This is a genomic window from Flavihumibacter petaseus NBRC 106054 (assembly GCF_000974785.1).
In the GTDB taxonomy this organism is placed as follows: Bacteria; Bacteroidota; Bacteroidia; order Chitinophagales; family Chitinophagaceae; genus Flavihumibacter; species Flavihumibacter petaseus.
In genome coordinates this window covers 50,001-76,994 of record NZ_BBWV01000005.1, presented here as the reverse complement: position 1 = coordinate 76,994, position 26,994 = coordinate 50,001, and the positions used below count along the sequence as shown (strand labels likewise).

Annotated in this window: 23 protein-coding genes; 2 read left to right on the top strand and 21 right to left on the bottom strand. The window is 49.4% G+C overall.

From position 1 onward, the window contains the following. Nucleotides 1-33 precede the first annotated feature (33 nt). The 5 genes from FPE01S_RS26165 to FPE01S_RS22555 all read right to left on the bottom strand — a co-directional run bounded on the left by FPE01S_RS26165 (nucleotide 34) and on the right by FPE01S_RS22555 (nucleotide 8,093). Nucleotides 34-1,173, bottom strand: a complete 1,140-nt coding sequence (locus FPE01S_RS26165) for a dipeptide epimerase (RefSeq protein ID WP_046371391.1) — start codon at nucleotides 1,171-1,173, stop codon at nucleotides 34-36. Beyond that, nucleotides 1,170-3,851, bottom strand: coding sequence for a 4-alpha-glucanotransferase (locus FPE01S_RS22565; protein ID WP_046371390.1), 2,682 nt, complete (start codon nucleotides 3,849-3,851; stop codon nucleotides 1,170-1,172). Before FPE01S_RS22565 ends, FPE01S_RS26165 begins: the two co-directional genes overlap by 4 nt. Before the next feature lie 135 nt (nucleotides 3,852-3,986). Further along, complete coding sequence (locus tag FPE01S_RS26035) at nucleotides 3,987-4,145, bottom strand: hypothetical protein (protein ID WP_169749216.1); 159 nt, start codon at nucleotides 4,143-4,145, stop codon at nucleotides 3,987-3,989. A gap of 286 nt (nucleotides 4,146-4,431) precedes the next feature. Then, nucleotides 4,432-6,339: a molecular chaperone DnaK gene (gene dnaK, locus FPE01S_RS22560; RefSeq protein ID WP_046371389.1), complete on the bottom strand. Its 1,908-nt coding sequence runs from the start codon at nucleotides 6,337-6,339 to the stop codon at nucleotides 4,432-4,434. A gap of 1,217 nt (nucleotides 6,340-7,556) precedes the next feature. Further along, the gene (locus FPE01S_RS22555; protein WP_046371388.1) at nucleotides 7,557-8,093 is read right to left on the bottom strand and encodes a GtrA family protein; all 537 of its coding nucleotides are present in this window, start codon (nucleotides 8,091-8,093) and stop codon (nucleotides 7,557-7,559) included. Nucleotides 8,094-8,147: 54 nt separating this feature from the next. Here FPE01S_RS22555 and argS point away from each other — a divergent pair, with 54 nt between their 5' ends. Together argS and FPE01S_RS22545 are read left to right on the top strand one after the other, a co-directional pair. Then, nucleotides 8,148-9,968, top strand: a complete 1,821-nt coding sequence (gene argS / locus FPE01S_RS22550) for an arginine--tRNA ligase (RefSeq protein WP_052956111.1) — start codon at nucleotides 8,148-8,150, stop codon at nucleotides 9,966-9,968. A gap of 309 nt (nucleotides 9,969-10,277) precedes the next feature. Beyond that, nucleotides 10,278-10,562, top strand: coding sequence for a hypothetical protein (locus FPE01S_RS22545; protein WP_157474134.1), 285 nt, complete (start codon nucleotides 10,278-10,280; stop codon nucleotides 10,560-10,562). 69 nt (nucleotides 10,563-10,631) lie between these two features. On the opposite strand, the gene FPE01S_RS22540 is transcribed toward FPE01S_RS22545, so the two are convergent. The 16 genes from FPE01S_RS22540 to FPE01S_RS22455 all read right to left on the bottom strand — a co-directional run bounded on the left by FPE01S_RS22540 (nucleotide 10,632) and on the right by FPE01S_RS22455 (nucleotide 26,898). Then, nucleotides 10,632-12,992, bottom strand: coding sequence for an ABC transporter permease (locus FPE01S_RS22540; RefSeq protein ID WP_046371386.1), 2,361 nt, complete (start codon nucleotides 12,990-12,992; stop codon nucleotides 10,632-10,634). A 371-nt stretch (nucleotides 12,993-13,363) separates the two neighbouring features. After that, the gene (locus FPE01S_RS22535) at nucleotides 13,364-14,854 is read right to left on the bottom strand and encodes an alpha-L-fucosidase (RefSeq protein ID WP_083990449.1); all 1,491 of its coding nucleotides are present in this window, start codon (nucleotides 14,852-14,854) and stop codon (nucleotides 13,364-13,366) included. Nucleotides 14,855-15,016: 162 nt separating this feature from the next. Continuing rightward, a complete protein-coding gene (locus FPE01S_RS22530; RefSeq protein WP_046371385.1) occupies nucleotides 15,017-16,057 on the bottom strand; it encodes a serine hydrolase domain-containing protein in 1,041 nt (346 codons plus the stop codon). A 657-nt stretch (nucleotides 16,058-16,714) separates the two neighbouring features. Then, nucleotides 16,715-17,047, bottom strand: a complete 333-nt coding sequence (locus FPE01S_RS22525) for a YdhR family protein (protein ID WP_046371384.1) — start codon at nucleotides 17,045-17,047, stop codon at nucleotides 16,715-16,717. A gap of 56 nt (nucleotides 17,048-17,103) precedes the next feature. After that, the gene (locus FPE01S_RS22520; RefSeq protein WP_046371383.1) at nucleotides 17,104-18,045 is read right to left on the bottom strand and encodes an alpha/beta fold hydrolase; all 942 of its coding nucleotides are present in this window, start codon (nucleotides 18,043-18,045) and stop codon (nucleotides 17,104-17,106) included. A gap of 372 nt (nucleotides 18,046-18,417) precedes the next feature. Continuing rightward, complete coding sequence (locus tag FPE01S_RS22515) at nucleotides 18,418-19,206, bottom strand: DoxX family protein (RefSeq protein ID WP_174446989.1); 789 nt, start codon at nucleotides 19,204-19,206, stop codon at nucleotides 18,418-18,420. After that, nucleotides 19,203-19,592, bottom strand: coding sequence for a type II toxin-antitoxin system death-on-curing family toxin (locus FPE01S_RS22510; RefSeq protein WP_046371382.1), 390 nt, complete (start codon nucleotides 19,590-19,592; stop codon nucleotides 19,203-19,205). The genes FPE01S_RS22515 and FPE01S_RS22510 overlap by 4 nt, the downstream gene beginning before the upstream one ends. Further along, on the bottom strand, nucleotides 19,589-19,777 hold the full coding sequence (locus tag FPE01S_RS22505) for a hypothetical protein (RefSeq protein ID WP_046371381.1): 189 nt from the start codon (nucleotides 19,775-19,777) through the stop codon (nucleotides 19,589-19,591). Before FPE01S_RS22505 ends, FPE01S_RS22510 begins: the two co-directional genes overlap by 4 nt. A gap of 366 nt (nucleotides 19,778-20,143) precedes the next feature. After that, nucleotides 20,144-20,767, bottom strand: a complete 624-nt coding sequence (locus tag FPE01S_RS22495; RefSeq protein WP_083990447.1) for a DMP19 family protein — start codon at nucleotides 20,765-20,767, stop codon at nucleotides 20,144-20,146. A gap of 20 nt (nucleotides 20,768-20,787) precedes the next feature. Further along, nucleotides 20,788-22,509, bottom strand: coding sequence for an amidohydrolase (locus FPE01S_RS22490; protein WP_046371378.1), 1,722 nt, complete (start codon nucleotides 22,507-22,509; stop codon nucleotides 20,788-20,790). 37 nt (nucleotides 22,510-22,546) lie between these two features. Next, complete coding sequence (locus FPE01S_RS22485) at nucleotides 22,547-22,996, bottom strand: DUF4279 domain-containing protein (RefSeq protein WP_046371377.1); 450 nt, start codon at nucleotides 22,994-22,996, stop codon at nucleotides 22,547-22,549. 6 nt (nucleotides 22,997-23,002) lie between these two features. Then, the gene (locus FPE01S_RS22480; protein ID WP_046371376.1) at nucleotides 23,003-23,500 is read right to left on the bottom strand and encodes a hypothetical protein; all 498 of its coding nucleotides are present in this window, start codon (nucleotides 23,498-23,500) and stop codon (nucleotides 23,003-23,005) included. Nucleotides 23,501-23,586: 86 nt separating this feature from the next. After that, a complete protein-coding gene (locus FPE01S_RS22475; protein ID WP_046371375.1) occupies nucleotides 23,587-24,153 on the bottom strand; it encodes a hypothetical protein in 567 nt (188 codons plus the stop codon). A gap of 384 nt (nucleotides 24,154-24,537) precedes the next feature. Then, nucleotides 24,538-25,284 carry a hypothetical protein gene (locus FPE01S_RS22465; RefSeq protein ID WP_046371373.1) on the bottom strand — a complete coding sequence of 249 codons (747 nt, stop codon included), beginning with the start codon at nucleotides 25,282-25,284 and terminating at the stop codon, nucleotides 24,538-24,540. A 173-nt stretch (nucleotides 25,285-25,457) separates the two neighbouring features. Beyond that, complete coding sequence (locus FPE01S_RS22460; RefSeq protein WP_046371372.1) at nucleotides 25,458-26,231, bottom strand: hypothetical protein; 774 nt, start codon at nucleotides 26,229-26,231, stop codon at nucleotides 25,458-25,460. A 4-nt stretch (nucleotides 26,232-26,235) separates the two neighbouring features. Next, nucleotides 26,236-26,898, bottom strand: a complete 663-nt coding sequence (locus FPE01S_RS22455) for a DUF4844 domain-containing protein (protein ID WP_046371371.1) — start codon at nucleotides 26,896-26,898, stop codon at nucleotides 26,236-26,238. Nucleotides 26,899-26,994: the final 96 nt, after the last annotated feature.

The window sequence follows — 26,994 nt, the reverse complement described above, 5'->3', positions numbered from 1 at the left end:
TATAGAGTAGGTCGAAGTCGGTTGTGAGTTCGTTTATTCACGGACAATACCAGGCTTTGGCGTGGTCAGTTCTATGCCTAAACCTGGGCCTTCGGGGAGAGCAATGCGGCCATAGTCATATACCAATCCGGTGGCGAGATCGTCTTTCAACAAGAGAGGGCCGTCAGCGTCGAGATAGTCGGCAAGGGGCGCCAGGTGGGCGAGAGCGGCGGAGCCGATGGTGCTTTCGTTCATGCAACCCAGCATGACGGACAAGCCGAGCCTGCGGGCCTCGGTGATCATGCGCAATGCAGGTGTAATACCGGTGCACTTGGTCAGCTTGATGTTGATGCCGTGGAATTTTCCTGCACAACGTTGTACATCCTTTTCAAATACACAGCTTTCGTCGGCGATCAATGGCAAGGGCGAGCGGGCGTATAGCCATTCCATTCCTTCCCAATCGTCTTTGGCGAGGGGCTGCTCAATGAACTCCACTCCCATGCCTGCGAAGGCTTCGATCTTGGTGAGGGCTTCTTCTTTGGTCCAGGCCGCGTTGGCGTCTATACGAAAGGGCTTGTCGGTATGCTCGCGCAGGGCCTTCATGATTTCGATATCGCGATCGGTGCCGAGTTTGATCTTATAGATCGGCCAGGGTTGAGCGTTCATCTTGGCCACCATTGTTTCGATGCTGTCGATCCCGATGGTGTAATCGGTCAGCGGCATGCGCGTGGTGTCGAGCGGTGTAGCGGTAGCAGCAGCACTTGAACTGGCTACTGAGGTGAATGTTAAACCAGCCTGGCTGGAGGGATTAGTTTGGTTGGCCTGGTTGGCTGGCTCGGCGTTAAACAGCTGGTACAGCGGCTTGCGGCGCAGCTTGCCGTACATGTCCCAGCAGGCGATGTCGAGGGCGGCTACGAGGAAGCCGTTCGTGGGAAACAGGTGGTGCAGGTAATGCCAGTACCGGTCGGGTGTCGTGAAGGCGAATTTCTCCACGAATACGCGCTTGGCGGCGAGGTCGGCGGCCATCTGCTCTACGGGGATATTGTAGTACGATATGGCAGGCGCCTCGCCATAGCCCGTGCGGCCATTGAATTCGAGCGCCACCACGAAGGTCGGCTGGTGCGTCTTGGTGCCTTTCGAGATCGTAAAGGGATACACGAAGGGCAGGTCCGCTATGAAATGGGAAACAGTCATCGTCCGGCTGCCTTAATATGTTCTTTCAGATCGTGGTTAAAATGCTTCTCTTTCAGGAGCGCCTCCAGGGTCAGGTGCATCCGGTACTGCCAGTAATGCTTGGCCACGGCCGGCACGTTGATGCGCTCGGTCGCAGGATCCGCTACCCGCAGGTCGCCGTCACTGCCGAAAAGATCCTGCAACTGGAAGATCGCCCACATCGCGGGGGAATGCAAATGCTGCAGCACAATGGCCTTGTTCAGCCACGGCTCACAGGTAGCCGGGGCTTGTCCCCACTGGCTGAGCTCCGTATTGTAAAACTGCTGGATGCTTTGCGGATCTTCTTCCCACCAGCCACGGATCGTGCTCATGTCGTGCGTGCTCGGTGTCACCACGCTCAGGTAAGGTGCCGAGGCGGGATGGAAAAAGGTCTGCGACGGATCCTTGGGCATCCGCTGGATCTCCAGGCGCAGGATGCCGGTCTGTTCCATCACTTCGGGTACACAATGCGGTACGAGACCGAGGTCTTCACCACAGATCAGCATGTTGGTGGAGGCTTTCAGGGCAGGCAGTTTCTGCATCGCATCCTTCTGCCATTGCTGGTCCTGCCTGCGGAAGAAATAATCGACGTAGAGGTCCTTCAGCGCCTGTTGCGTATTGTGCTCGAGTGCCTGGAAACTGCTGGTATCTTCTATCCCGAAACGGAAATGAAATTGTTGTCCGTCGGAGCCAGCCACTTCAAAGAGGATCACGTTCGCCATCAGGTCAAGCAGGCCCTGTTTCCATTCCAGGATGGGGTCGTCGGCCTTGATGGTCGAGAACCATTCGCTGATCTTCTGCTGCGTATCGAAATTCGGTTTGAACGTGAATTCGCCATAGCCCGTGCTGTCCAGGAAATGACTGCTCACCCGCGCCGCGGCATCGCCAAAGGTTTCAGACAGCAGCTGTTCCGTGATAAAGGGACGGGTATAGCGCGTGGCATCAAACCAGATATGCCTTTCGCCGAATTCACTGCGCTGCACGGGCACGGCCGGCACAAAGCGGCCCATAATGCCTTCGGTGGCAGTGGTGGGTATCGACCAGATCCGGAAGAAGCCGAGGATATGATCGATCCGGAAAGCGTCAAAGTATTCGCTCATCTGCGCGAAGCGCTGCTTCCACCAGCTGTACCCGTCTTCCTGCATGCGCGCCCAGTTGTAGGTCGGGAAGCCCCAGTTCTGTCCCTTTACGGCAAAGGCATCCGGCGGTGCACCGGCCTGCATGTCCATGTTGTAAAGACCCGGGTTCACCCATGCATCGCAGCTGTAACGGTAGATCCCGATGGGAATATCGCCTTTCACGATCACGCCCTGCTTGTGCGCATGGGCGGTCGCTTCCTTCAGTTGCTTATGCAGCTGGTATTGCACGAAATAATGGAAACGGATCTCTTCATGATGCTTCAGCCGCGGGGAGATGAATTTCTGGATCGCGGCAGCATCGTAAGTGGCATGCTGTTTCCACTGCGTAAAATTGGACGTATTGTTCTTGTCGCGCAGGTAAGAGAACACGGCATAAGGTACCAGCCAGTGTTTGTTGTTGGTATAGAATTCCTGGAATTCCGGTTCTTCGCTCCACTCTCCGGCCATCGCCTGGAAGAGTTCGCGCAGCACGGACCATTTCAGGGTCATCACCTGCTCGTAATCGAGCACGGGATTTTCGTTAAGTGCTTTCTTCTGTTTGGCCAGCGGCTTCACGAGGTCTGCGTGTTTCTTGCCCGCAACCTTTTCGAGGTTGATGTAAATGGGATGCAGGGCAAAGGCGGAAATCGCGGCATAGGGATACGAGTCGGTCCAGCTATGCGTGGCCGTGGTATCGTTTACGGGCAGGATCTGGATGAGTTTGAGGTCGGTGGCTTTGGCCCAGTCGGCCAGCAGCATCAGGTCGCTGAATTCGCCTACACCGAGACTGTTCTTGCTGCGGAGACTGAAGACGGGGATCGCGACGCCGGCGCCTTTCCAGGTATTGTTGGGCAGCTGGGCAAAGCCGTCGTGCAGCAGCGAGGTGCTGCCTTCGTTGCCGCCAAAGAGGTAACGGTTTTCGCCGCCTTCAAAGTTCGTGAAGGATTTATCGTCGGTGTTGTAGATGCCGTATTTATAGGGCAGCGGAAGCTCTTCGCGGGGGATCTCCAGGCTGACGGTCCACCAGTGGCCGTCGAGGTGCAGGGGGATCACTTTGTCCGTGTCCCAGTCGCCGAGGGCGCTGCCGGCACCGCTGACGCAAAGCACTTCGTGTTTGCCCAGGAGGGGTGCTTTGACGCGGAAGATATGGGTCGGATGTTTGGGAGCCTTGGCTTTTTTGTGCTTGTGCGCGGGCAGCAGGGTGTCCTGGAAGGGCGCGGTATAGAAGGCGTTTTCGAATTCGCCGGCGTGGTTCCAGGTATCGAAGAGCTGGAGATCGCCTTTGGGCAGGGATTTGAAGGTGACCTGGCGGTCGTCGCCTCCTTCCTGCCGGATGGCGCCATCGGTGTCGGTCAGTTGGTATTTATAGTGAAAGCCCGGAATGGATTTTTCGTCCACTTCCACGGCGGCTGTCCAGTAGTCGTTATTGAGAAAGGTCAATTGGAGCGGCGCTGCAGTATCTCCCGTAATGGGAGGCTCACTGATCAACTGCAGGGTCTGGCCGAATTTCGTATGGAAACGGAGATAGAATTGAATCTTCATCGTGATCAATGATTTGGCAAGCGAAATTAAAATAAATATAAGATGATTTGTGTATTAGATACACACCCTTTATACACCCATAAAAAAAGCCCCCGGCGGATGGCAGAGGGCTCTTGCAATATTCTTGAAACCAGATCAGATAATATCCATGGCTTTTACGAAGCTCGTACAAACGAAGGGAATGATCATGGTGAGGTATTCCCAGTGCAGTACGATCGCTGCGATGAGTGCAGCAGTAGAGACGAAAAATCCGAGCCACCAGATACCGGTATTCTTTTTCTGTGTTTTTTCCATGCCGAGAAAATTTGGCCAAAAGTAAAGGAAAAAAACAAAAAGGCGGCAGGAAAATGAGGTGTATGAAAAAGCGGCCCATTGCTGGGCCGCCTTTATTCTATTTGTTTAACTGTTTGGTTGTATAGTTGTTTAGTTGTTGCCCTTTGCTGGAGGCAGCTTTTTTCTGTTTAGTAGTTACCCCTTGCTGAAGGTAGCTGTGTAGTTGTGCAACGCAGCTAACTACTAAACTAATAAACCTCTAAACTTTCAAACTTCTAAACTCCTATACTTCTAAACTCCTAAACGTTTATTTTACCTCTTCGAATTCAGCATCAGTCACGTTTTCGTCCGTACCTGACTGTTGTCCTTGTCCGCCCTGGGCTTGTGCACCATCGTTAGGCGCTCCACCACCCTGCTGTGCCTTGTAGATCTCTTCGGAAGCGGCTGTCCATGCGGCGTTCATTTCGTTCACCGCGGTATCGATAGCGGCCAGGTCCTGGCTCTTGTGTGCTTCTTTGAGTTTGGTGAGGGCGTCTTCGATGGGCGCTTTTTTGTCGGCCGGAACTTTGTCACCGAATTCCTTCAGTTGTTTTTCTGTCTGGAAGATGAGGCTGTCGGCCTGGTTGATCTTCTCCACCCTTTCTTTGGCTTCCTTATCGGTTGCTTCGTTGGCCTTGGCTTCTGCCTTCATTTTTTCGATCTCGTCCTTGGTGAGACCAGAGCCGGCTTCGATCCGGATTTTCTGCTCTTTACCGGTTCCTTTGTCCTTCGCCGTTACATGCAGGATGCCGTTGGCATCGATATCGAAGATCACTTCGATCTGCGGAACGCCGCGGGGCGCGGGCGGGATATCGTTCAGGTTGAATACACCGAGGCTCTTGTTCTGGGAAGCCATCGGCCTTTCGCCCTGCAGTACGTGGATCTGCACACCGGGCTGGTTGTCGCTCGCGGTGGAGAAGGTTTCGCTCTTCTTGGTCGGGATGGTCGTGTTGGAATCGATGAGTCTTGTCATCACACCGCCCATGGTTTCGATACCCAGGCTCAGCGGGGTAACGTCCAGCAAAAGGACGTCTTTCACTTCACCGGTCAGTACGGCACCCTGGATCGCAGCACCTACGGCTACCACTTCGTCGGGGTTAACGCCGCGGTTGGGTTTCTTGCCGAAGAATTTCTCTACCAGTTCCTGTACTTTGGGGATCCGGGTAGAACCACCCACGAGGATCACTTCGTCGATCTGACCAACATTCATTCCGGCGTCTTTCAGGGCCACTTCACAGGGCTTCAGGCAGCGCTCGAACAGTTTATCGGCGATCTGCTCGAATTTGGCGCGGGTCAGTTTTTTCACGAGGTGCTTGGGCACGCCGTCGATCGCGGTGATATAGGGAAGGTTGATTTCTGTTTCGCTGGAAGAAGACAGTTCCACTTTCGCTTTTTCTGAAGCTTCTTTCAGGCGCTGGAGGGCCATGGGGTCTTTGCGCAGGTCAACGTTTTCTTCTTTTTTGAATTCGTCGGCCAGCCAGTCCATGATCACTTTATCGAAGTCGTCACCACCGAGGTGGGTATCACCGTTAGTGGATTTCACTTCGAATACGCCATCACCCAGTTCGAGGATGGAGATATCGAAAGTACCGCCACCGAGGTCGAATACGGCGATCTTCTGGTCTTTGTTCTTTTTGTCGAGACCGTAAGCCAGTGCGGCTGCGGTGGGTTCGTTCACGATCCGGCGTACATTGAGACCGGCGATTTCACCAGCTTCTTTGGTGGCCTGGCGTTGTGCGTCGTTGAAGTAGGCCGGAACGGTGATCACCGCTTCAGTTACTTCCTGTCCCAGGTAATCTTCTGCGGTCTTCTTCATTTTCTGCAGCACCATCGCGGATATTTCCTGCGGGGTGTAGAGACGTCCGTCGATGTCGATACGAACGGTATTGTTGTCGCCCTTGGCTACTTTGTAGGACCAGTGGCTGATTTCTTCTGTCACTTCATCAAATCTGCGGCCCATGAAGCGCTTGACAGACATGATGGTATTGTGTGGGTTGGTGATGGCCTGGCGTTTCGCCGGGTCGCCCACTTTACGTTCTCCGTTTTTAAGGAATGCTACCACTGAAGGCGTCGTGCGACGGCCTTCGTCGTTGGCAATAACGACAGGCTCATTTCCTTCCATTACGGCCACGCAACTGTTGGTAGTTCCCAGGTCAATTCCGATGATCTTTCCCATATGATTGATTTTCCTTTTATGAATGAATGTCTATATGAATCGTCAAGAGATATGCCAAGGCAGGAAAAAGGTGCAAAAATGGCAGGATGGCAGGGAAAAGGGAAAAAGTTCACTTAGAGGATGACAAAATTTTACGCTGAGGGTGTGGACGGTGACAGAATTGCGTGGCTATTAGTTATATACGAAGTGCGTTGTGAGAGAATGGTTTGAGGTCTGGGGTTTGCGGTCTGAGGTTTGGCTTTGCCCACTGACTTTGGCTGCTGAAGAATTAGCGTAAGCAGTAGCTTTAGCGAAGGTGTGGGTTGGGTTTGAGGTTTGAAGTTTATCCGTGGGGTAAGGGGGCGATTGACCTGACACAGTTCTGGTAGTGGCGGGCTTTGACTGCCGACTAGCCTGCCGAAGCTTCAGCGCAGGCAGTAGCTTCAGCGCAGGCAGTAGCTTTAGCGAAGGTGTGGGCTTTGCCCTCCGAAGCTTTAGCGAAGGAGGGTGCTTTTCGGAAATAGGGTAATTTATGAAATTGAGGAAAATCCGCTCTGGTAGCGGGCTTTGCCCACCGAAGCTGTAGCGTAGGTGGGTTTCATATCCGTATGTGAATCAAATGGATATTAATCGGATCTAAGACGGCTAAGGTGTTAGGGTCTCCAGGCTGGTAATTGCGACGCTATCGGCGGAACGGCTTCGGTTTGGTTGATTAGACACATAGTCCGTTGGAGTGAAAGGGTATTACCGGGAAAGATTCTCACGGAGAAAACCCTTTAAAAAAACGCGTTTTACGGATACGGATCTGAAATGCAGACTGGTGGCTCATTTCACTGCATTTTATGAATTACCCACTTTCGCTAAAGCTACAGTGGGCGAGGCACGAAATTGAAAAAGTGACCCCCATTCCGGAAAACCCACCAGTCTCCCGCCCTTCCCGCTCCAATCTCGCCCATTTGACTAACAGTCGGGTTTTCCAGCAGTCATCTATTAGCCGACCTACAGCAATCCTACAGCGATCCTATAGCAAAACCACCCTTTTGCTGGGGGACGGCTATAGGATGGCTGTAGGACGGCTATAGGATGGGTATTAGAAGGATGGTAATTCGTGGGTAGTCTGCACACGCTAAAAAGCGAAAATGAGAGTCGTTGATTGGAGTTTTACGGGGTTGATTATCAGTAAGTAGTATAGATAACCGTGGATTCAACGTGTGATGGATGCAGCCAGTAGGAAGGAATCAGGCGGCTTCTTCGGAAGCAGCAACTTCAGGCACCAGCTTCTTGCGGAATGTAAAATAACGTTGGGACAGGTAACTGAATGTCACCACGAGCACCGTGGTCAGGATCTTCGAGATGGTCGGGTAGAATCCGAGCACTTCGACGAAGAGCTTGATCAGCACCACGTTCAGCACGAGGCAGACCAGCACCTGTACCAGGTAGCGGAACAACTGCACCCGGCCGCGGAGATCGGAATCATGGAAAACGACGGTCCGCATGAGGAAAAAGCCGGTTGGAAAGCTGACCAGAAACGCAATGAAAACGGATAATGTGTGGGGCTGGAAAGCAATCTCGTAGCCGCCGACAAAAAGACCGGTATGCCAGATCGACTTCTGAACAATAAAATGCAGGCTGAAAAAGAAGACCAGGATATCGAACAACGTGTTGGCGCCACCGCAAGCCAGGTACCGGAAGGTCTGGACAGGCAAAATCCGTCGGAATGGCGGATAAAAGAAATCCACTGCTGACGTTACGAAATTCGAGAGGCCTTTTACCATCGGATGCAAAGATAATTATCCATTCTTATTACTTTTGCCCCCTTATTGTTAATAATGTCGATAGCCGTTCAAATACAGTCACTTGCAGCCACCGCCATCGCGGCCAGCTACCCTGATGCCCCCGCGGGACTTCCCCTCCAGATCAGCCGGACGAAGCCCGAATTCGAGGGCGACTATACCCTCGTACTCTTTCCTTTTGTAAAGGCCCTGAAAAGTAGTCCCGATGCCATCGGCCAAGCGCTCGGCGACTACCTGGTGGACAACAGCGGCGGTCTCATTGACCGGTATAATATCATCAAGGGGTTCCTGAACCTCGTGGTGGCGGACAAATACTGGACGCATTTCCTCAACGAACAGGCGGGCAATCCCGCTTTCGGGGTAGCTCCTTCCAACGGCCACAAAGTGATGGTGGAGTACTCCTCTCCCAACACCAACAAGCCGCTGCACCTGGGTCACCTCCGGAACAATTTCCTGGGCTGGAGCATCGCTTCCATCCTGCAGGCGAACGGCAACGAAGTGGTGAAAAGCTGCATCGTGAACGACCGCGGCATCCATATCTGCAAGAGCATGATCGCCTGGCAACGCTTCGGCAATGGCGCCACGCCTGCCTCCACGGGCATGAAGGGCGACCATTTCGTGGGACTCTATTACGTGAAGTTCAATGATGCCCTGAAGGCCGAGGTCGAAGCGCAGGTTGCTGCAGGCAAGACTAAAGAAGTCGCCGAGAAAGAAGCACCGATTTTGCAGGAAGCCCAGCAGATGCTGGTGGACTGGGAAGCGGGCAAACCTGACGTGATCGAGCTCTGGAAAGCCATGAACGGCTGGGTATACGAGGGCTTCGATGAAACCTATGCCCGGATCGGCAGCAATTTCGACATCGTTTATTACGAGAGCAATACGTATTTGTTGGGTAAAAAGACGGTGCAGGAAGGCCTCGCGAAAGGCGTCTTCTACCAGAAAGAAGACGGATCTGTCTGGATCGACCTCACCGGCGACGGCCTCGACGAAAAACTGGTGCAGCGGAAAGACGGCACCTCCGTCTACATGACCCAGGATATCGGTCTCGCGCAGGAGAAATACAACCATTTCCATATCGATCAGAGCATCTACGTGGTGGGTGATGAACAGAACTATCACTTCAAGGTGCTGCAATTGATCGCCCAGAAACTCGGATTGCCCAATGCAGAAGGCATCCATCATTTATCCTACGGCATGGTAGAACTGCCTACCGGCAAAATGAAGAGCCGCGAAGGAACCGTTGTTGACGCAGATGATCTCGTGCAGGAGATGGTGACGATCGCTGAATCCCACACGAAGGAGCTCGGCAAGGTGGAAGGCTTCACGGAAGCTGAGCTGAAAGATCTCTATGACATTATCGGTCTCGGCGCGTTGAAATTTTACCTGCTGCGGGTGGATCCCAAAAAGAAGATGATCTTCAATCCCGAGGAATCCATCGATATTCACGGCTACACGGGTCCGTTCATTCAGTACACGCATGCGCGGACAAAATCTATTCTGAGAAAAGACGAAGTCTTTCAACAATATGTCTCAGGTGAAGGATTGTATGGCTACTTAAAAGCCAATCATCATAAATTTCCGACTGCACTGCTGCCATTGGAGAAAACACTTCTGGTGAACCTGGAAGAATATCCCTCCATTATTGATCAGGCTGCGTTGGAATATAATCCTTCCCTGCTCGCTAATTACTGTTATAATCTCGCGAAGACATTCAATTCCTTTTTGACCCAGCACAATATTCATCGTGCGGAGTCGGAAGAGAAGAAGCAATTGCGGCTGCGGATTGCCGTGATGACGGCTGGTGTGCTGAAGGCGGGCATGGCCTTGCTGGGAATCCGGGTGCCGGAAAAGATGTAAGAAATCCACTTTTCAATATGATGCGTCGACCGGGTTCTAAGATATCCGCACCAACAAGCGGGCTATTGCCGACAAACAGCCTGATGGGCAATGGACTTTCGTGGTAGTGGAGCCCCGCCAGAAGGCTATGCTGTCTAAATTCATTCCGAAGGAGTTGCTTTAACATTTGACGTTTGCGGGTGGCTCTTGCGGTGCCCCGATGCCTGGACGCCAGTAATTGTTAAGAGTGGGATGTGCTTTTTAGAAATCGGACAATTTATAAAAATCTGGAAAATCCGCGACCAGACTGCGTTCCAGGAAAATAAACACGTGCTTCCGTGTAATAGCGGTAACTTTTTCCTTAATGGCAGAACGACTATAAACGTATTCTCCTCCCTGCGCCACAGCGCCACTGCATCACTGCATCACTGCGCGCATGGCGAGAAAAAAGCGCGAAATGCTTTCCTCTTCTTTGCGGCTTTGCTCCTTGGCGTGCTTTGCGCGAAACTGCTGCCAAGCGAAGCGCAGCAGCAAACAAAACGCCACAGCGAGAAAAAGCAGGATGTAAAAAAAGCGCCAGCGCCAAATGACGCCAGCGCATATACATCTGCATGAAAAACTCTTTTGCGCGATATAACTTCTTGCTCAAAACAACTTCCGTGAGAAATCCTTTGCGCGCTTTTCTTATTCGGAGCGCAGGCTGCTCACCGGGTTGCTCGTCGCGGCGCGCAGCGTATTGAGGCTTACCACCACCAGCGTGAGCAGCAGCACGATGCCGCCCACCGCGAGGAACAGCCAGAGGCTGATGTTGATGTGGAAGGTGTATTTCTCGAGCCAGTTGTGCATGCCCCACCACGCGAAGGGAACCGCGATCAGAAAAGCGATCAGTACCAGTTTCAGGAAATCGCGGGAGATCAGGAGCAGCACCTGGCCGACGGAGGCGCCGAGCACCTTACGGATGCCGATCTCGCGGAAACGTTTCTCGATGGTGAAGGAAGCGAGTCCGGCGAGACCCAGGCAGCAAATGAAGATCGCGAGCCCGGCGAAGATGTTGGTGAGTTTGCTGATCAGTTCTTCTGCCACGAATTTCTTCCCGAATTCCTGGTCCACGAACTGGTATTCGAAAGGTATGGTCGGGTTGTGGCGGGTGAAAATCCCTTCCATCATTTTAATGGATTGCTGAACGGAGCTTCCGGGTTTGAGCCGGATGCTCATGATATTGATGTTGTTCGGGTTGTAGTATACCATCATGGGATCGACCGGGTTGAAGGGCGATTCCATCACGACGTTGTCGGTAATGCCGATCACGGTGTAGGTACGGGGACCGTAACGCATTTGTTTGCCGATCGGGTCTTTGATGCCCATCGCGTCGATGGCGGCTTTGTTCAGGAGCATGGCGCCGCTGTCGGAGGGCATGCCGGAGAAGTCTTTTCCTTCAAGCATTTTGATGCCCATGGTTTTGGTGAAGTCCACATCGGCGGACATGCCTGCGAAGAGGATCTGCAGGTTGTCGGGTTTGCCTTCCCAATCCGGGGCCGGTGATTTCCACCAGATATTGGTGATGGGTGAAAAGGTGCGGGTGACGGAAGCGACGTTGCCGGTTTTCAGGAGTTCCTGTTTGATGACTTCATAGTTCTTCTGGATGTCGCCTGAGGTGGGGATCATGATCAGGTTATTGGGATTGTAGCCGATATCGCGGTTGCGGATATGTTCGATCTGGCGATACACGATGATTGTGGCGGAGATCAGGAGAATCGAGATGATGAATTGTCCCACGACGAGTACGTGCCGCGGGAGGCTGGCATTTTTCCCTGCTAAAAAACTTCCTTTCAACACGGCGATCGGGTTGAAGGACGAGAGGTACAGGGCCGGGTAGCTGCCGGCGATGATGCCGGTGAAGCTGATGATGGCTGCGGAGGCGATCCAGAAGCGGGCCTGTGTGATATCGAGATGGAGGTGTTTGTCGACCAGGGTATTGAAGGCCGGCATCAGGAGGTAGACGGCGAGCAGCGAGAGGATGAAGGCGGAGAAGGCGAGGATGACGGATTCGATGAAGAACTGGAAGATCAGTTGTTTTTTATCGGAGCCCAGGGTTTTGCGGATGCCTACTTCTTTGGCGCGGCGTTCGGAGCGGGCGGTGGACAGGTTCATGAAGTTGACGCAGGCGATCAGGAGGATGATCACGGCGATGATGGAGAACAGTCGTACGTATTCGATGAGTCCGCCAGTGTTTTTGCCGTCCTTGAAATCGTTATACAGGCGCCATTGCTTCATCGGGAAGGTGAAGTAGGTGCTGATGGCTTTATCGTTGGGATCGTGGCTGAGTTTGAGGGCGGTGATCTTTTTATCGAGTGCGGGTAGGTTGGTGCCCGGGCTGGTGGTGATGTAGACGGCCCAGGAGGAGTTGGTCCATTCGGCGTAGTTTCTTTTGGTGTCTTCGTCGCTGTAGTTGAAGGTGTTGAGGTAGTCGAAGCGCAGGGTGGAATTGCCTGGCGGATCGGCTACGACGGCAGTGATTTTGGCGTCGCGGTCATTGTCGACGCGGATGGTTTTGCCGACAGCGCTGGTGTTACCGAAGAAGGCTTTGGCCATCGATTCAGTGAGGATGATCGACGAAGGGTCATTGAGGGCGGTGGCGGCGTTGCCTTCGAGGAATTTCCAGGTGAAGACGTTGAAGAATTTCTGGTTGACGGTATAGCCTTCCTTTTTGAGTTTGGTGTCGCCGTGTTCGAAGATGCGTGGTTGCGGGTAGGTGACGACGGTAGCGTGTTTGATTTCGGGAATTTCCTTTTCGAGGGCGTCTGCGAGGGGGAAGACCATGTTGGGATCCGTGAACATCTGGTTATTGAAGTTCCGGTTGGCCATGACCTTATAGGTATTGTTGTAGTTCGCGTGGAACTTGTCGTAGGTCAGTTCGTCCTGTACCCAGAGGAGGATGAAGATGGTGCAGGAGATCCCGATGGTGAGACCAAGGAGGTTGGTGAGCGCGAATCCCTTGTTGCGGGTGAGGTTGCGCCAGGCGATCTTGAAATAGTTTTGCAGCATGCGGCTTGGTGCCCGGCCGGTTATGGCGCGGGCAATACTTTGCTGCTACAGTTGTGCCAATCGTGTAAGAGGTTGTTGGTCAGTCTGTTGGGGATGAAATTGTCTAGGAAAGTGTACGGAAGCGGACAGCGGATGTGCTTTTTCGGGCAGTGTTGCACGCGAAGTGTCGTAATGCGGGGTTGAGCTGTTTCGGGTAAAGGGGTTTGTTTGCTGCTGCGCTGCGCTTAGCAGCGGTTTCGCGCAAAGCACGCCAAGGAGCAAAGGCGCGAAGGGGAATGCGCTGCCTGCTTACGCTAAAGCTTCAGCAGGTAATACACGACTGTTCTTTTCACGCAGGGGCGCAGGGAAGCAGTTTGGTATCGCCGGTTTGCTTAAATAGCTGCTTTAGCTATGCCATCCGGCCGTATAGATTGTTGTTTATAGATTCCAAAAGTATGAATGGCAGCGCCGGCTTTACCTGATGTGATGCGTAAGCGCAGTTTTGTTGCCGTTACCGGTTTACACTTTACGATCCACTTGTACCCGATAGACTGCTTACCGGTTGCCTCCGGAATCGGTGTCCAGCTTTTGCCATTGGCTGAATAGTCGACTGACCAGCCGGTGGTGCGATGACCCAATTCGATTACCTCCTGCAACATGAGGACATCAAATGTCTTTTTTGAACCCAGGTCCACTTCTATCGTATCGGTTGTGTAAGCGTCGGATGTCGCATAGTAACTACTTTCATTGTTGTCCAACATATTCGAGGGTTTATAGTTGGACCCGCGCGGATGCAAGGTTTTTATCCTGGCGCCACTGGCGAGATTGGTCTTAAATGTGCCGTGGATCAAATAGCGGAGGCTGTCTGTCCGTTGCGCATCAATAGAAGAAACCAATCCTTCCTTATTCGGCGGATAGTTTAATAGTAACACACTATTGCGGCCGACGGATTTTAAATAAATATCCCAAAGTTCATCAACCGTTTTTACCCTTGCATCTTCTTCCGGATGGTAGAACCAGCTGGGGCGAATGGAAACATCCACCTCGGCTGGTATATACGCCGTACCATTGATTTCACCTTCATTTAATTCTGTGATGTGGCCCGTTTCTTCCTGTATGGAGGAAGGATTGATTGTTGACCAGCACGGATCGCCGGATATTCCGGATTCATTGCCTACCCAACGGCAATCGGCAAAGGCATACGAATTCTTTGTGCCGAATATCACACAATTGGGTTGCAGGGCGCGAACGCTATCCGCCCAGCGTGTATAGTAAGCTGTGGTCAGCTTGTCAGCGCCGGCGCCATCCCACCATATTTCCCAGATCGGTCCGTAGTTCCTGAGCAACTCCGATAATTGATCCGCATAATAATTGGCATAGTCATCTGTTCCATACCTCGAATCATGCCGGTCATGCGGACCGAGATAGATGGCGGCCTTGATGCCTGCCGCTTTACAGGCATCCGTAAATTCTTTAACCACATCGCCTTTGCCGTCTTTCCAGGGACTATTCTTCACCGAATAATTGGTATGTGCAGTTGGCCAGTTACAGAAGCCATCTGCATGTTTGGCCACGAGGATGGCACTGGTAATGCCTGCACGCTTTAATACGCTGGTCCATTGATTGCAATCCAGCGCCGCAGGATTAAACTGCTCCGGGTCTGCCTTGCCATCGCCTTCATTATCGCCGGTAAATGTATTCATGCCAAAGTGAAAAAAAGCGATTATCTCCCGGTGGTACCATTCAATCTGCCGGGCATTCGGTACCGGCCCTACTGGTGTCGGTGCCGTTTGTGCATTGCCAGTGAGCGGTAGTGATGCAACAGTTGTCGCGAAAATCGCTATACACTTTTTTAACTGCGATAGTATCTGGTTACAAGGCATAGTACTTGTTAATAGCTTTTTTAAAAATGTTGGTCCGCTAAGATATTATTGCAGGTTTTACTGTTGCTGCGCAATTACGTAATTAACCCTTCAAAATGCGCAAAAGTAAATACTGCGCAGACGCATCATTTCAATGGCGTTTGCCAGGCAGTGTAAGCGTAATTAATTTCTGAAGTAATAGTCGGCCAGGGCGGTAGCGATAGCGCGGGGATTGGCTTCGTCGGTGTTGGTGAGGATGACGATGGAGAGGCCGTCGTTGATGAAGCGTGCATATACAGAGCGGAAGCCGGTGTTGGCACCGCCGTGGATCACGAGTTTATGGCCCTTGTATTCATCGATGGTCCAGCCGAAGCCGTAATACTCTTTGGCGTCGGATTTATCGGATGTTTTGATAAAGGGCGTCCAGAGCTTTTCCCAGTTGTCTTTTTTGAGGATGATCTTTTCTTCCCGCAGGGCTTTGTCCCATTTGATCATGTCGGAGCTGGTGGATAAAAAGCCGCCGCTGGGCCGGATGGCATACATGCTGGTGGCGTTAATGAGTGTGTCGTGCTGGTGCATGTACCCGCTGGCGCGGTTGGGAATGACCTGGTAGAAGTCGGTCAGGTAGCTGTTGTTCATGCCTGCCGGCACGAACAGTTTTTCGTGGATATAATCCTGCCAGGGTTTGCCGCTTACGCGGGAGATGATTTCGGCCAGCATGAAATAGCCGACGTTGCAGTACTGGTACTTCTCCCCTGTTTTGAACACGAGGGGCAGGTTGTAGGCGGATTTGATGACAATGGAATCGGGCTGGATCTTGAAATTGTCGTAGGCGGGTGCTTCGCGCTGGAGGCCGGAGGTATGGGACATCAGGTTTTTGACCCTGATGGGGCGCCAGGTTTCGGGGGCATCGGGAAAGAATTTGTGCACCGGGTCTTCGATGCTGAGTTTCCCCTCCTCTTCCAGCTTCAGGATGGCGGTAGTGAAGAACTGTTTGCTGACAGAGCCTAGCCGGATCACTGTTTCGGCGTTGACGGGCACATTCAGTTCGGCATTGGCGAGTCCATAGCCTTTGTTGGCGATGGTTTTCCCGTTTTTGATGACGGCGAGTGAGAGGCCGACGATCTTTTGCTTTTCCATCAGGTTGCGCACGATGATGTCCGTACTGTCGGTCTGGGCAAGGGAATAGATGGGGAGCAATAAGAGGAGTAGCAGCTTGTTCATGTGGGAATGTAGTGAGAATTTGGCAAATGATATTTCCCGTTAGAGCATTTTTGCCGGATCATTGGGAATCTGTTGCGTAAATCAGATTGGGCTTAGTCTACGCACATTCCATCCTCTTCGGGGGCTTCGAACATCAATACTGTTTCTAATAAGGTGATTTTCCCGGTTTCTGTAACGGTAAAGCGTTTATAGTAATTCGGGTTCGAACCACAGCCAAATACCTTTTTATCATGTAACAGCACCTCAAAACCGCCGTCTATTCTCTTTAAATAGGTTGATGGAAAACTTGATGAGTACACCCTATACCTGAATTTTTTGGCTATGTCATACAGGGGTATGTAAGTATAAAGCAGGCGATATCAATTAATATCAAGGTGTCTTGTAGTTTAGCTACGAGATTGATACAACTATAGATTAATCCTTGTGATTCCCACAAGCAAATGTGGTTTTGGAATGTCGATGTCATTAGTACGGAACTTCAACGCGATAGCCTTAAAATCCAAACTGTCAAATGTTAGCGGCTTTTCTGTAATAACTGTTCCTGGGTTCGGAGAAATGCATCCTGCAAGTTGGACTATTGGTGGCATATTTCTTCACCCGCCGGCGTTATTCGAATGCCGGAACTGCGAGCGGGGCTGCAAATGGGACGGTTGGAATTTATGCGTTGGCGGCGCTGGACATTAGTGGTATTCCCCTGGTAATTTGTGAGGCCCTTTCATTTACTTCAAAGTCTACCGATGATACATTTGTTACATAGGGCCGGCTGACCACTGCTTTTACCAGGTCAGAGTGCATGAAGTTGTCCATGGCTGCTTTGTTTTCCCACAAATAGAAACCTCCGAAAGTATTTTTTGCGACATCCGTCAGCCAGGTTTTTGAAATCAGGCCCTGTACTTTCGCGATAATTGGTGCATCGGGTTCCACCATTTGCTTCAGATACTCCGCCTGGGAGATATCTTTCAGCTGATAGGTGATTAATTGGGCTTGCATGATCCGAAAATTTAAGTTGGTTAATGGAATATACTTGGGACCGGATTATTGTAAAGTCAATGTTTGTCAATAAATGTAAGCACTGCCTTATTGAAGGCGGCCGGATTTTCATATTCCAGTCCATGGGAGGTGTTGGGAAGGGAAACGCGTTCCCTATTAGCCAGGCAGCGTTCCAGTTCATCGGTGATGGCAATAAAAAAGTGCGGCGACTTCTCTCCTGTTACCAGCAATACCGGTGCTTTTATTGTTTTCAGGTCGTCGCAGGTAACCTGGGGAAAGGGCTGCTGAATGAACATGACGCCTTTGAACTCGGGAATATTGTCCATGATGATTTTCTTACTCTCCGGGGAAAGTTTGGCGAAATAGGTATTGTCACCCATCACGCCATTCACGAAACTGATTACGGCTTTTTCCTGGTCATTGCTTTTGAAAGCTTCAATTGCCGGCATAAAGGCGTCCCTTGCGAAGTTGCCGGCAATGGTATCACCGCCGGAAACCTGTTGCAACAGGGGCATCACCGGCGCTTCTCCGAGGGTGAGGCTGCGCACCAGTTCGGGATGATCGAGGGTGGTTTGCAAGGCTGTAAAAGCACCGTATGAATGTCCGACCAGGTGGGCTGGCGGAAGGTTCAGCGCTTTCAGGAGCGCGGTCAGATCCTGCGAATTGGCAACGACAGTATATTCAGTAGTGTCATTTGCCGTTTGCTGGTTGGGGTATGCAAACCGGCGGCTGTAGGCAATGACGCGATGGCTATTGGCGAATGGTGCCATCTGGCTATGCCAGGTCCGATAATCGCCCAAACCGCCGTGGATAAATACGACCGGGTCACCTTTGCCGATGTCTATGTAATGGATGCTGTCGCCATTGATGAAAACGCTTTTTACCTCAGGAACCGGCTGGTTGTCAGTTTTGGTCGTTTTGCCCGTATGGCTGTTGCCACAAGAACACAAGTAATACAGCATCCATACAAAACTGAGTGAGAAAAAATTCTTTTTCATACGAAACAGTTTTAGTCTGGGCAGGATGGGATATTCTGATCCGGGTGTGGATGCGTGGTGCGGGTGTGAGAAATCTTAGCAAAGTTAACTACAAAAGCAAGTTTCCATGGTGTTATTTTCGATGGAATTTTAGCGTTTGTAAAGATTGCAACAGCGTTTTTTCCTTGTCCGATTTTAAATTTTGTCCGTACAGGTTAAAGCGGGTGATATCAGACTCTGAAACCCAAAGGCTATCGAAATAAACTCCTGTTATTCCAATACCAGATTGTTTAGGCTGTACGATTTTAGCCCGCCGTCCATCAATGGTGTCCCAGGAAATATGGGTTTTTTGGAATTTTTCGACGTCAATTGCTTGCCCGCTGTCGACAATTATCAGTTCAGTGCTGTCGGCAGGTTGCCGTAAATTGTTAAACGATGAACGTTTTTTGATTCGGATACCGGTTGGCTCTTGTTTTTTCCTTTTGCTTTCTCATATTGCTCCAGGCATTCGCGAAGTGGTTTGCCTTTGTTGTGTATGCAATCGCAAAATGCTTCACAGGCTTTCGGATCGCTGTTGCCAGGGCAGCTGTTCCAGCACTCCGCCGGGGCATTCCCGGGACGGATATCATAGATGATATTGTTTAAAAAGACAATAGCAGCAAGCGTTAATATGACACCACTGAAGAATAAATACGGGAATTTACCATTCAGGTGTTTCGGGTTGGTCGGTTCGGCGCCCGGTATTAGCTGTTTGAACGGCAGGATGAATTTCAGACGGTCATAGTGCCAGCACAGTAAGAACAGGTTAGCCAACAAAAGGAATGTTGTTACGCGAGTGCCTTCAAACCGGACGGAGTGAGCGAGCACACAAATATTCATCGCAATGGGAAAACTGGCGAGAGCGCCAAGCAATGCCGTTGCGGGGATCAGTAAAAGGATGGCGACAATTACCTGCCCGATCCCGATAAAGGTGTAGTAATAGCCTGTGTTGAGGAGTGCGTCAAAATATTGGCCCAGCGGATGGTTGTGGGACAGGCCGGCAGCGAAGCGTTCGCCGGAGATTTTTACAAACCCGGATATTCCCCAGGCGACAGCCAAAGCCACCCGGCAAAAGATGGCGAAATAGCGATACCATTTGTTGCCCTTAGCATCGTTGTAATATTGTTCTACCTTGTTTGTCACGAGTTTGTTCGTATCCCGCGGGTATGGGTTCCCAGCCATTCAACGATACCTTCGAACTTCAGTGCGCCGGAAGCAACGTCGATAATTAACACATACCTGCTATCACCGGAAGCTGTGATCTCAATTTCATTCACTGCCAGGAAGATCCGCAGCAAGGCATATCCTGTTCGCTTGTTGCCGTCAACAAAGGGGTGGTTGATCAGGATACTTTCAACCAGTGCAGCAGCTTTCTCATGAAGCGTCGGGTAAAGGTCGTTGCCTTCAAAACGCTGAAAGGGGCGTGTAATTGCTGATTCCAGCGCTGCCGACTCACGAACACCGTGAGCGCCACCAAATTGATCGATCATGATCTTATGAAGCTGAAATACTTCTGAAACGTCAATCATTGGGCAAGTCTTTGCAGCAGTTCCCTGTCTTCGGAAAGTAGCTTGTTTAAGTGATCGCCTGAAAACAGGGAAATATGCTCCTGCGGACGCAGGTTACGGAGGTATGTCAACACATCCTGAAGGGTATTTTCAGAGAAACTGTCCAGTTCCCTGTAGATTTCTTGCTTGATATCTTCTTTCGACATAATTGGATAATGAAAGTACGGAAAATGACTGTTGACAGAGGTTGATTACTGTATTTCAGGTCTGATCCGAGCTGATTCAAGGTGAATGATGGTTTGTTTCCATTCGCCGCTCGCCTGCTTTGTCCAGACAAAACTATTATTACCCTTTACGTTGAGTACTGGTCCACCCGGTGGAGTCAGGTCATGTGTATAGGTCCCGCCATCAAAAGCGATGTTGTTATTACAAACTTATTGCCGCTGCTTACCCAGTTTTCGGCAACTGCAGCGGAACCTTTAAACGCTATTAAATATGGTTACCAGTGGATCGATATTCGGGGTATGACTCAGATTAAATAGAGAGCAAGAGTTTCATGTTGTTTAATTTGGTTACTTGTCAATGAAGTCTTGTTTGTGATTCCGGATAAATGCCACCTGGATTTTTTGCAGCGCTTCTTTAGTATTCAGATCATAAAATTCGTCATCGAATTTCTCCAGGGGATTATCGTCATAGGATTTGCTAAATCCCTCCAGGGTGCCATCCTGGTGCCGCGTAATTTTTTCTTTTTCATTTGTGTAAAGCTGGTTGGCTCGCGCGACGAGGCTGGATAATCCGGAAGCCCCGATCAAATTCAATGCTGGGGGTGCTAAAGCTGCAAATTGCCCGGCAGGGTTGGCATAATACTGGTTAAATCCTCCATTGTTTATCTCTGCCTCCAGCCACCAGGTTATATATATTGCCTGTTGCGGTTTGCTCCAGCCCGACACCACCTGGTACTCTTTTGAATAGTCAATTGGTAGTTTTTCAGTCAGGTTGTCAATCACCGTTTGCAAAAGTTCATCGTCTGACGTTGAGTCGATGATTTGTACGGTGAGGACCCTGTGGATCGGCCGGTTTTCAAAAGCTTCAACTGACTGGATGATGTGGTTGTTTAGAGTGTCTGTTTCTGCGGACTTCTCCCGTTGTTTTGTTTTTCCGGAACAGCCGAGCAGATTGAGCAAAAGGGTAATCATTAGTATTGGTGTAATAATTTTCAAAATGTCCTCCTGTAGATTGTTTTGCCTTCCTTGATGGTTTGCAGCACTTTGATGTCCTTCAGGGTCAGCTGGTCGACCGTAAGGGGATTATGGTCGAGGATGACCAGGTCGGCTAATTTTCCTGTGGCGAGGGTGCCTTTGGTATTTTCTTCGAAATGCTGCCAGGCACTCCAGGACGTGATGCATTTTAAGGCTTGGAAAGGCGTAAGTCTTTCGTCTGCTCCCATCACTGTGCCGCTGCGGCTCAGGCGGTTAACGGTGGTCCACATGATCATCATGAGGTTGGGAAGCGCTACGGGTGCATCGGTATGGCTGGTTACATGAAGTCCTTTGTTCAGTGCTGATCGGATGGGACTGATCTGGTTGGCTTTTTCCGGACCGATGATTTTCTTGTACCAGTCTCCCCAGTAAAAGGTATGCATGGGGAAAAGCGACGCCACGATATCATATTTCTTCAGGCTGTCCAGCTGATCCATGCGGATCAGTTGTCCGTGGATGAGGACGGTTCTACGGTCATTGTTGCCATATTTCGCTGCGACTGGTGCGATGGCCCTGAACAGCTGAACTGCTGCGGCATCGCCGTTACAATGGACCAGCAGCTGCCAGTTGTTGGCAAATGCAGTATCTACAATTTTTTGTACATCGCGATCATCCGGTATGGCCGGGTATCCTTTGTAACCTGGTTTTTGTCCGTCAGGCGGCAGCAGGTAAGGAATGGACTGCCAGGCTGTTCTGCCCTGGGGCGAGCCGTCCAGGGTAAGTTTGATGCCCGCAACCCGGTAGTGGTGCTGGTAGGTAGTTCCGTACCATTTGCTGTGAATAAACTGCGGCATGGAGTAATCGATGTAAGCGTTGACATCGAGATAGAATTTTCCGCGTTCGGCGTAGCTGGCCATCTGTTGGTGATTGCCCATTGCCCGGCCTTCCTGCGCTGTGGTGTAACCGTAGGAGGCTGCCAGTTCCTGAGCTTTGTCCAGGTAGTAATCCGCGAGTTTCGGGTCAGTTGGGTTGAGGGTTTTCAGCATAACGGGAATGGCTGCCAGTTCTTCCAGTACACCGTTGGGTGTCTTTCCGTCCTTTTCTCTCCTGATGGCGCCGCCTTTGGGATTTGGGGTTGCAGCGGATATGCCCAGCATTTCCAGCCCCTTGGTATTGACCACACAGAAATGCCCGGAAATATGCCCGATCATGATGGGAAGGTCTTTGGAGACCTGGTTGAGATCCCGCCGGGTTGGGAAGCGGTTTTCTTTCAGGACAGCGTCGTCAAAGCCTGAGCCGGCGATCCATCCCTGGGTTTTATCGGTGCCGTTGGCGGCGTACCAGTCTTTCAGGATCCGGATAAGTGCCGGGATATCGTTACAGGTGCCATCGGGACTGGCCAGCAGGTTGGCCACGATGGCCTGCACGCCAAACTGGAAAAAATGGGCATGGCCGTCGATGAATCCAGGCAGCAGTGTTTTGCCTTTTAAGTCAGTCATGACGGTGCTGTCACCTTTCAATTGCTCGGCCCCTGCCCTGCTGCCAACAAAAGAAATTTTGCCGCCTCTTATCGCAACCGCTTCGGCATACTGTGCGCTATCACCTTCCATGGTAATGATATCGCCGCCATAGAAGATGGTGTCGGCGTGATCGGCGGAGCCAGTTTGGGTTGCAAGATTGTTGCAGCTCTGGGTTAGCAGTGCAACAAAGCTGACGGCAAGAATACAGACACATTTCATAATGTCCAATTTAAGGCATTAATCAGCTAATAGCAGGTCATGCATTTGTACGGCGTCTCTCCAGATTGGATTGCAGGTCAACCGGATAAATGGAAAGTTCAATATCCAGGCCTAAGTCGCCGGCAAGTTTCAACAATGCATTCGGAAATGTGTCGGATTGGGTAAGAACTTTCACTTTGTCTATTCTCAGGTCAACTCCAAAGTCCAGGACGGCATGATCAATTCCTTTGAAGGTGGCAATATGGACAAGATTGTCTTTGTTCCGTTTCAGGTAACGAACAGTATCGGAAATTTGCTTTGTAAGGTTATCAAAGTCCGCCTTACTGGTTTCAATGGAAATTGATGATTGCGTTAGTTTCGCACCGTCTGGTTTGGTTTTAAACCTGGGCTGGCCCTTATAGCTTTTCCTGAATGGTTTTAGGTTGCTTTTATCAATGAATTGATCAATGTCGAAGTTTCTGCCGCTAATGGTTAAAATACAACTCATTGTAGGCTAATAATAGCGTTTTTTGTTTGACAAATATGGTCCATACTTTTTTCTATCGTTGCTTTTAAGCCATTCATTATAACGATACTGAAATATCTCCATTCCATTTCTTCTTATTGGGTATAAATAATATTCAATTAGATTGGGATTGTCTTTGCAGAATTCTAAAGTGCAGTTCTGAACATGGGTTAACAGGGCGTAAGGCATCATTTCAATTTTGTCTGCCATTATAATTGCTACTTCCCCTTTGGTCAAAACAAATTCACGGCAATCTGAGTGAATCTCAGTCAGTGCGGTGTCTGCAAACCGATTGGCCAACAAAGGCAATGCCCTATCACCAAAGTTGAGTATCGCCTGAGCGTTGTGATGAGCCGAAATGTCTTTTGAACTTTTTATATCATGTAACGGTTTCAATAAACTATCAATATCAATTTGTGTTTGGCCATATGACATGCTTGCCAATAAAGTCAGGTAGATTAATATTGTTGCTTTTGGGAACTTCATATTAGAATCCGGGGTCTACTATTGTCAATGTCGTCAGAGGGTCAGGATGTATATGCCTTTTTGAGTTTCCCTTTCTACCGTTGTTATTAGGCTTTGCTGTAGATTGTACTTAGAGGAATTAGCTTCTTTGCAGCGAATTCTCTGAGGCGATCGTAATTTTCGTGGCCTAACTCGGTCTTTGAATAGTAAAGCGTTTGATAAGGATTCGCTTCGTCACATAAAAAAAGTGAGTTTTTGTGCTCAGTGTAATACTTGAATACCTCCCATTTTAGTGAAGTGTCATATTTCTCGGTAGAATAGTGTAAACGATCTTCGTCGAAGGAGAATCTGAAAGTCTCCTTTTTAGAGAATGCAGTTTCAATGCTCTTTTTTCTCCAGGATCTTCTTTGGCTGTATTTGTAAAAAAGCCATATTACATATGTCAAAGCTGCAATCCAGGATAAGAAGATAATGGTAAGCAGCACCCCCTTCAATGGTATATTTATTGGGGTGTCGGGCAGCCAATAGACAAAACCGGCAAAAAGTGTAAGCCCCAGGAGGAAGAATAGTCCATTTCTTTTAGAGATGTATACATTTTTGAACTCGAGCCTGATTAGGAAGTCAAGCTGATCGGCCAGGTCGTCTGTCGCTGTTGTTAATTCAATTTGTTCCATTGTCCGACCTGGTATTTTTTGAAATTGATTTTATTGTCGGAATAACAGCCAGGTAAGAAATTGAAATTGATACTACACCGATGATAAGAAAAAACACTGTCCAGACTAATCCCTCTGACGTGTCGCCTGGTACATTCCGATATTCAGGGGCAATTAACAGTCCCCCGACTGAAGCAGCAATTAATTTAAAGTAGATACCCAAAAATCGTCTTCCTGAAATTGCCTGTGAATAAAGGATGCAGCTTATGACTGTAAGGATAAACAGCGGCAGAAATTCAAGAAGCAATCCTGCTGTATGATATTTATACGTGTCAATAAAAGTTCGCAGGAAATACTCTACCGCAAGAAATGCCACGGAAATTGATAAAAGTCTCATACTCGTAGTTACTTGGGGCTCCGAAATTTAACAGGATCTGTCGGAGTAAGTAGGTTGCCATACGCGTCTATTGGTACAAGCTGAAGTTCGTACAGGCCGTTTTTTTCAAAGTCAAATGGTCCCCCGCATGCCCCGTGCCCGATAAAGAGTTTGGTTTTATCGGGCCAGATATAATAGCTGGCAGTTCTGCCTGTTTGAAGATTTTTGACATTTGCCTTGAAAAGACATTTTGAGTTGTCATTGAATTGATAGTCGAAAGTTACAAATTCACTTACACCACAAGAGGTTCTTGAGATGTAGTTTTCAATTTTGACCGGTCTGGATGCTATTTCTGGTAGGCTTGTTGAAGGGGAGTTCTGCGCTATATATTTGATGGGCTCAGATTTTTTTTCAAGACTGTTCCAACGATGTAAACGTTCCCGGTACGGCAATTTGCCTCCAATCAAGGTGTATTCCAATCCCAGGGTAAGCGTCCTTTCCGGAATCAGGACAATTTGAGCTACCATGAACTGCCCGATGCATACCTCTTTAACTTTTAGCTTTATCTGGCTCGTATCATTTTTCAGATACAGGGAATCGGAGTTTTCGAGGGCAAATATTACGTCAATCCCACTTGCAAATCCTTCAATAATAATTATCGGATTACAGCTAATGTTTCTTTCTTCCGGATAAACTTCAACTCCATACCAATTACATTGAGCGATGACTTGCCCATAGAAAAGAATGTGGAAGATAATCGTCAGAAATAGTTTCATGTGTTGAGCATTTACAGGTTACTCTTAATGGCCATGGCTATCTGCTATGATGGCATTCGCTCTCCGCCGGCCTCTAATCCGGAATAGTAAACATTTTGATTGAACCAGAATATAGCATTTCAGACTCGTCGTTAACAATGTCTGAAGTTAGTATCAGCATAATCAATTATGGTTTATATAACCAGGTCGCAGTGGGTCCAGTTTACAAACACTAAATTGAAGGCCTGGTTTATTTCCAGGATTTCGTTGGTTGACTCTTCATTCCAATTAGCCATGCAAAGTTCAATAACTGTTTCACCGTCAAGCGTTCCGAAGTAAGTGGTATTGTCGGTCCTTATCACAAATCCGTTTGAGAGTGTTCTTTCGTTGATTATTACCTGTCCGACAGATTTGCATTCTAATAGAGATTTTAGTTGCTTGAAATCAATAACCAGGTTGGGTGGTCCGATCGTCTTTCTTACGTGACAATTTTTGAATACAGTAATATCGCCACTCTTCTTACTATACTCTGACCAAACCTCTCTTATGCCAACAAATTCTTCCTCAATTTTTGGTGTTGAGCCGGGGCTTAAAAATTCACGCTGCCTGTAGTCGTCTTCGTGAATACCAAGGTCATATGCTGTATCCCTGGTCTTTGGTTCTAACCGGGGAAACTCGTTTGAAATTGTCGGAGTAGTAAACCAAACTTCACTTAAATCTATTTTTTCAGTTTTCCTCATTTTCAAAATGAGGCTTTTTGTTTTGATGAAGTCAATTGAGTTTTCAGGTATCGCTTCTTCAATAACCCAAGCATCGTTATGATAATGCATTGTAGTCTGCAGGGAAAAGGTTTCGGGCAATTGGCTTGCTGTCATCTCTGAAATGCCAATCGTCTGCCCGTTATCGCTGTCGATAAACTGAACTTTTATTTTGCTACCAGTTCCAAATATTTTGTCAAAAAGTCCCATTGGTTTATTGTTTTCTGAATTGTCGGATTTGTTCAAGTCGTATTTCAGCTTGTTCTTTGGTGAACTCGTGCTTTGGCAGCTGCTCAACAATAGCGTAATTGTCGTGTCGAAATTCTTTTACGTTAGTTCCATAGCTTACCATGGCATAGTCTTTACAGTTCCTGCATTGAATAATATTCCAGCTAAAGTCCGGTATCCCGGTTTCCTTTCGCATAATGAAGGTATCAAGAGCCGTTCCGCAAGTTGAACAGTTCAGTTTTATGGTATCTAAAACTTCTGGCGGATTTAATACTGCCTGTAGCTTTAATATGGTAGCCATTACCGGACCATAGAGCCAACGCCTCATCGTATCAGTGTAGTCAACTTTCAGGATTTGCGCTATTTCGAAAAAAACGTCACAAATGAATTCCTTTTCCTCTGTGTCGTAGTCCCGTTGATTAAAATAGGATAGCCTCGTTTTCAGAATTTTCTTCAATTGCGCGTCCGATGCCTTAGCATTAATAGCGTCGATCAGTGCGCTGGCACAACCATTAAAAAGTTGTTCCAGTTTCGAAGAAAGTTCCCTTGCGGAGGGATTTAATTCCCTGCCATACCATTTGTCGTCGGAGAATTTTTCGCGGTTTATGAAAGCGGTTAGCTGATCAATTTTTTCCTGATCCGTCGCCATTGAATGTGTAGGTTTTACTTTGCAGGCAATGTCTGAATCGAAGTGTTGTTTTGAAGACGGCTTTGCAGGATTTTGTGACGCTCCTGGTTAATGCTT

What these genes read in the sequence shown, in the direction of transcription:
- FPE01S_RS22520 (WP_046371383.1), bottom strand. Translation starts at nt 18,045, where the DNA reads ATGAAAAAGAATTTTTTCTCACTCAGTTTTGTATGGATGCTGTATTAC.
- FPE01S_RS22535 (WP_083990449.1), bottom strand. Translation starts at nt 14,854, where the DNA reads ATGCCTTGTAACCAGATACTATCGCAGTTAAAAAAGTGTATAGCGATT.
- FPE01S_RS22495 (WP_083990447.1), bottom strand. Translation starts at nt 20,767, where the DNA reads ATGATTACCCTTTTGCTCAATCTGCTCGGCTGTTCCGGAAAAACAAAA.
- FPE01S_RS26035 (WP_169749216.1), bottom strand. Translation starts at nt 4,145, where the DNA reads ATGGAAAAAACACAGAAAAAGAATACCGGTATCTGGTGGCTCGGATTT.
- FPE01S_RS22455 (WP_046371371.1), bottom strand. Translation starts at nt 26,898, where the DNA reads ATGGCGACGGATCAGGAAAAAATTGATCAGCTAACCGCTTTCATAAAC.
- FPE01S_RS22510 (WP_046371382.1), bottom strand. Translation starts at nt 19,592, where the DNA reads ATGATTGACGTTTCAGAAGTATTTCAGCTTCATAAGATCATGATCGAT.
- FPE01S_RS22555 (WP_046371388.1), bottom strand. Translation starts at nt 8,093, where the DNA reads ATGGTAAAAGGCCTCTCGAATTTCGTAACGTCAGCAGTGGATTTCTTT.
- argS (WP_052956111.1), top strand. Translation starts at nt 8,148, where the DNA reads ATGTCGATAGCCGTTCAAATACAGTCACTTGCAGCCACCGCCATCGCG.
- dnaK (WP_046371389.1), bottom strand. Translation starts at nt 6,339, where the DNA reads ATGGGAAAGATCATCGGAATTGACCTGGGAACTACCAACAGTTGCGTG.
- FPE01S_RS22565 (WP_046371390.1), bottom strand. Translation starts at nt 3,851, where the DNA reads ATGAAGATTCAATTCTATCTCCGTTTCCATACGAAATTCGGCCAGACC.
- FPE01S_RS26165 (WP_046371391.1), bottom strand. Translation starts at nt 1,173, where the DNA reads ATGACTGTTTCCCATTTCATAGCGGACCTGCCCTTCGTGTATCCCTTT.
- FPE01S_RS22475 (WP_046371375.1), bottom strand. Translation starts at nt 24,153, where the DNA reads ATGGAACAAATTGAATTAACAACAGCGACAGACGACCTGGCCGATCAG.
- FPE01S_RS22525 (WP_046371384.1), bottom strand. Translation starts at nt 17,047, where the DNA reads ATGCAAGCCCAATTAATCACCTATCAGCTGAAAGATATCTCCCAGGCG.
- FPE01S_RS22460 (WP_046371372.1), bottom strand. Translation starts at nt 26,231, where the DNA reads ATGGGACTTTTTGACAAAATATTTGGAACTGGTAGCAAAATAAAAGTT.
- FPE01S_RS22505 (WP_046371381.1), bottom strand. Translation starts at nt 19,777, where the DNA reads ATGTCGAAAGAAGATATCAAGCAAGAAATCTACAGGGAACTGGACAGT.
- FPE01S_RS22530 (WP_046371385.1), bottom strand. Translation starts at nt 16,057, where the DNA reads ATGAACAAGCTGCTACTCCTCTTATTGCTCCCCATCTATTCCCTTGCC.
- FPE01S_RS22490 (WP_046371378.1), bottom strand. Translation starts at nt 22,509, where the DNA reads ATGAAATGTGTCTGTATTCTTGCCGTCAGCTTTGTTGCACTGCTAACC.
- FPE01S_RS22540 (WP_046371386.1), bottom strand. Translation starts at nt 12,992, where the DNA reads ATGCTGCAAAACTATTTCAAGATCGCCTGGCGCAACCTCACCCGCAAC.
- FPE01S_RS22485 (WP_046371377.1), bottom strand. Translation starts at nt 22,996, where the DNA reads ATGAGTTGTATTTTAACCATTAGCGGCAGAAACTTCGACATTGATCAA.
- FPE01S_RS22480 (WP_046371376.1), bottom strand. Translation starts at nt 23,500, where the DNA reads ATGAAGTTCCCAAAAGCAACAATATTAATCTACCTGACTTTATTGGCA.
- FPE01S_RS22465 (WP_046371373.1), bottom strand. Translation starts at nt 25,284, where the DNA reads ATGAAACTATTTCTGACGATTATCTTCCACATTCTTTTCTATGGGCAA.